Source organism: Arthrobacter sp. ISL-72, assembly GCF_018613755.1.
Lineage (GTDB): Bacteria > Actinomycetota > Actinomycetes > Actinomycetales > Micrococcaceae > Arthrobacter.
In genome coordinates this window covers 1,015-5,473 of sequence record NZ_JAGGPP010000051.1, presented here as the reverse complement: position 1 = coordinate 5,473, position 4,459 = coordinate 1,015, and the positions used below count along the sequence as shown (strand labels likewise).

General features: G+C 66.9%; 4 protein-coding genes and 1 pseudogene. All 5 read left to right on the top strand.

The window, feature by feature from the left end:
- A pseudogene (locus J7I92_RS23365) lies at positions 1–473 on the top strand (glycine dehydrogenase (aminomethyl-transferring)); the annotation flags it as partial.
- 9 nt (positions 474–482) lie between these two features.
- On the top strand, positions 483–1,604 hold the full coding sequence (gcvT, locus tag J7I92_RS23360) for a glycine cleavage system aminomethyltransferase GcvT (protein WP_214844341.1): 1,122 nt from the start codon (positions 483–485) through the stop codon (positions 1,602–1,604).
- Positions 1,605–1,964: 360 nt separating this feature from the next.
- Positions 1,965–2,348, top strand: coding sequence for a glycine cleavage system protein GcvH (gene gcvH, locus J7I92_RS23355; protein WP_214844339.1), 384 nt, complete (start codon positions 1,965–1,967; stop codon positions 2,346–2,348).
- Positions 2,345–3,670 carry a serine hydroxymethyltransferase gene (gene glyA, locus J7I92_RS23350; RefSeq protein ID WP_311380475.1) on the top strand — a complete coding sequence of 442 codons (1,326 nt, stop codon included), beginning with the start codon at positions 2,345–2,347 and terminating at the stop codon, positions 3,668–3,670. The genes gcvH and glyA overlap by 4 nt, the downstream gene beginning before the upstream one ends.
- 137 nt (positions 3,671–3,807) lie before the next feature.
- Positions 3,808–4,459, top strand: a 652-nt coding sequence (locus J7I92_RS23345) for a serine dehydratase beta chain (protein ID WP_285290154.1), incomplete at its 3' end; no start/stop codon positions are given.

Sequence of the window (4,459 nt, the reverse complement as noted above, 5' to 3'; positions counted from 1 at the left end):
ACACCGGTGAGGGCGGGCTGGTGGCGCACGAGTGCATCCTGGACCTGCGTGAGCTCACGGCCCGGACCGGTGTCACTGCCGAGGACGTGGCCAAGCGCCTGATCGACTTCGGTTTCCACGCCCCCACCCTGGCCTTCCCGGTCGCCGGCACCCTGATGGTGGAGCCGACCGAGTCCGAGGACCTGGGCGAGATCGACCGTTTCATCGACGCGATGATCACCATCCACGCCGAGATTGAGCAGGTCGCTGCCGGCGACTTCACGGTGGAGGACTCCCCGCTGCGGAACGCACCGCACACCGCGGCCGCCGTCGTGTCTTCCGACTGGAACCGCCAGTACCCGCGGGAGCAGGCCGCCTTCCCGGCCCACGCCAAGCAGGACAAGTACTTCCCGCCCGTGGGCCGCATCGACGGCGCAGCCGGCGACCGCAACCTCGTCTGCTCCTGCCCTCCGATCGAAGACTTTCAAAACTAAGGACTGATCATGACCGAGAACTACACCGCTCTGTATGAGCAGCACAAAAAGGCCGGCGCGTCCTTCACCGACTTCGGCGGATGGCAGATGCCCCTCAAATACGAATCGGAACTCGCCGAGCACCACGCTGTCCGCAACGCTGCCGGCCTGTTCGACCTCTCCCACATGGGCGAAGTCTGGGTCACCGGCCCGGACGCCGGCGCCTTCCTGGACTACGCCCTGGCCGGCAAGCTGTCCGCAGTCGCCGTCGGCAAGGCAAAGTACTCGCTGATCTGCCAGGAAGACGGGGGCATCATCGACGACCTCATCTCCTACCGCCGCGGCGAGCAGAAGTACCTCGTAGTCCCGAACGCCGGAAACGCCGTTGTCGTCGCCGCTGCGCTGAAGGAGCGCGCCGCCGGTTTTGACGTCGCCGTCGAGGACGTTTCTGCCGAGACCTCCCTGGTCGCCGTCCAGGGGCCGAACGCGGAGGCCATTCTGCTGACGTTGGTCCCGGCCGAGCAGCATGAACTGGTTACGGGCCTGAAGTACTACGCTGCCGTCGAAGTGGAAATAAACGGGCAGGAGCTGTTGCTGGCCCGGACCGGATACACAGGTGAAGACGGCTTCGAGATCTACATCCCCAACGTGGACGCGGCCGGTCTCTGGGACGCGCTGCTCGAAGCCGGCGAAGGACACGGCCTGATCCCTGCCGGCCTGGCCTGCCGGGACTCGCTGCGCCTCGAAGCCGGGATGCCGCTCTATGGCAATGAACTGTCCCGCGAGGGCAACCCCTACTCTGCAGGCCTGGGCCCGGTGGTGTCCCTCGCGAAGGAGTCCGACTTCGTCGGCCGCGCAGCCCTGGAAGCACTGAAGGCAGCAGGCGCCGGGTCGACCAGCGGCCGCAGGCTGGTGGGCCTCAAGGGCCTGGGCCGGCGCGCGGGCCGCAGCCACTACCCGGTCCTGAAGGACGGGAACGTGGTGGGCGAAGTGACCTCCGGCCAGCCGAGCCCCACCCTGGGCTACCCGGTTGCGATGGCGTATGTCGACGTCGAATTCGCCGAGCCTGGCACCGCCCTGGACGTTGATTTGCGGGGCAAGGCCGAGGCGTTCGAAGTCGTCGCACTGCCTTTCTACAAGCGCTCCAAGTAGCCCGAGCTCCTCGCGTAGGTGCCTCAGCCGTTCCCTGATCCGGGACCGGCAGGCCCCGGTCCCCAATGCTGGGCCGCCGAGGCCCGTCGGGGCTGACATCCTCCGCGGGCTCGGTCGCGAAGACGCCCGCTGGGCGGACGTGACGCTCCCTTGGACGCCCGCTTCCGGATGCCAGCCCCGAAGGGGCCCTGTCAGGTCGCCTTTGGAAGGTGGACCGGACAGTACGGCCGGACGGCGCCTTCGAGAGCCACAGGCGCTGGGGATATGGCGCCAGCGGCAAGTTCGGTTATTGGGGTTGAGCTTGCCGGGCCGTTTTCCCGCCGATCCATTTTTAGTTAGACAAGACGTAAGGAAAAACAAATGAGCAAGGTTGTTGCTGAACTGAAGTACTCCGCGGAGCATGAGTGGGTTGCCGTTGATGGCGGGGGGCCGGCGGGGATTGGGATTTCTGCTGTGGCTGCCGATGCGCTGGGCGACATTGTGTACGTGGACCTGCCCGAGGTCGGTTCCGCTGTGACGGCGGGGGAGACCTGCGGCGAGGTGGAGTCCACGAAGTCCGTCTCCGACCTGTATGCCCCCGTGACCGGCGAGGTCACCGAGATCAACACCGCCGTCGTCGGGGACCCGGCACTGATCAACAGCGACCCGTACGGTGCGGGCTGGCTGTTCAAGGTCGCCGTGACCGAAGCGGGACCGCTGATGTCCGCTGAAGAGTACGCGGCAGCCAACGGCGGCGAGCTGTGAGCGGCGCCGGCGCCGCAACGGCGGCTTTCGAACAGGTGGTCTCGCCGTCGCTGGACGCGGACCTGTCCGTGCTGGATCCCGAGATCGCGGTGAAGATCGACGACGAACTGGGCCGCCAGCGCGGTGGCCTGGAGATGATCGCGTCGGAGAACCACACCGCAGTGGCCGTGATGCAGGCGCAGGGCTCGGTGCTGACCAACAAGTACGCTGAGGGCTACCCGGGCAAGCGCTACTACGGCGGCTGTGAGCACGTTGATGTGATCGAGCAGCTCGCCATCGACCGGGTGAAGGCCCTGTTTGGCGCCGAATACGCGAACGTTCAGCCGCACTCCGGTGCGCAGGCGAACGCGTCGGTGATGCACGCTCTGATCAAGCCGGGCGACACCATCATGGGCCTGAACCTGGCACACGGCGGACACCTGACCCACGGCATGCGGATCAACTTCTCCGGCCGGCTGTACAACGTGATCCCGTACCAGGTCCGTGAAGAGGACCACCGGATCGACATGGCCGAAGTGGAGCGCCTGGCCCTCGAGCACAAGCCGCAGCTCATTGTGGCCGGCTGGTCCGCCTACGCCCGGCAACTGGATTTCGCCGAGTTCCGGCGGATCGCCGACTCCGTTGGCGCCTACCTGATGGTGGACATGGCGCACTTCGCCGGCCTCGTCGCCGCCGGGCTGCACCCCTCCCCGGTGCCGCACGCGCACGTCACGACGTCGACAACGCACAAGACCCTGGCCGGTCCGCGCGGCGGGATCATCCTGACCAACGACGCCGACGTCGCCAAGAAGATCAACTCGGCCGTGTTCCCGGGCCAGCAGGGCGGGCCGCTGGAGCACGTCATCGCGGGCAAGGCCGTGGCGTTCAAGATCGCGGCCTCGTCGGAGTTCAAGGAACGCCAGGAGCGCGTGCTCGCCGGCGCCCGGATCCTGGCCGAGCGCCTGGTCCAGCCGGACGTCACGGCCCACGGCATCAACGTGGTCTCCGGCGGCACTGACGTGCACCTTGTCCTGGTGGACCTCCGCAACTGCGAGCTCGACGGGCAGCAGGCCGAGGACCGGCTCGCGGCGATCGACATCACCGTGAACCGCAACGCGGTTCCGTTTGACCCCCGCCCGCCGATGGTCACCTCCGGCCTGCGCATCGGCACCCCGGCGTTGGCCACCCGCGGATTCGGCGAAGCCGCCTTCGCCGAAGTCGCGGACATCATCGCCGAGGCTTTGACCGCCGACGCCGGGGCGGACCTGTCCGGACTGCGCAACCGTGTCGAGGCCCTCGCCGCCGCCCACCCGCTCTACCCGGCAGTCACGAACCTCGGCTGACCGGCTCGGAACGAGTTTTTGTCCAGATATCGGGACTTCGCCGCCCGTTTGGCCCCGTTATCTGGACAAAAACTCCACCCCAGCACAAGACCGCACCCGCCCCACCCGACCGCAGTGATCTAGTAAGGATTGAAGCCATGGCTGTTGGCGTCTTTGACCTGTTTTCCATTGGTATTGGGCCCTCGAGTTCCCACACGGTGGGTCCGATGCGGGCTGCTGCTGTGTTCGCCGAGGAGCTCAAGGCTGCGGGGACGCTGAAGAAAGTGGCCTCGCTGCGGTTGGACCTCTACGGTTCGCTGGCGGCCACCGGGCACGGCCACGGCACCATGACGGCGATCCTGCTTGGCCTGGAGGGCTTCCACCCGGAGAAGATCCTGCCGGAGGAAGTTGAGGAGCGGTTGGCCTCGATCGCCGAAACCGGGACGCTCCAGCTGGCCGGCGCGGGGGAGGGCGACGGTGTTCCTCTGCCTTACGGTGTGAAGGACATGATCCTGCGCCCGCTGACCGTTCTGCCGCGGCACACGAACGGGATGACCTTCACGGTGTCGGACGCCGACGGCGGGGTCCTGCACAGTGCCACGTTTTTCTCCGTCGGCGGCGGCTTCATCGTCCGTGAAGGCGAAGAAGACGCAGCCCAGCAGGAGCTCGACGAGTCCAAGAAGGAGCTCCCGCTGCCCTTCCGCACCGCAGCGGAACTCCTGAAGCACTGTGAGAACACCTCGTTGAGCATCAGCGACGTGATGCGGGTGAATGAAGAAGACAGCCGCTCGGAGGAGGAGATCCGCGAGG

Bases quoted from the DNA above. Each gene is read 5' to 3' on its own strand.
- gcvH (WP_214844339.1), top strand. From the start codon at position 1,965: ATGAGCAAGGTTGTTGCTGAACTGAAGTACTCCGCGGAGCATGAGTGG.
- gcvT (WP_214844341.1), top strand. From the start codon at position 483: ATGACCGAGAACTACACCGCTCTGTATGAGCAGCACAAAAAGGCCGGC.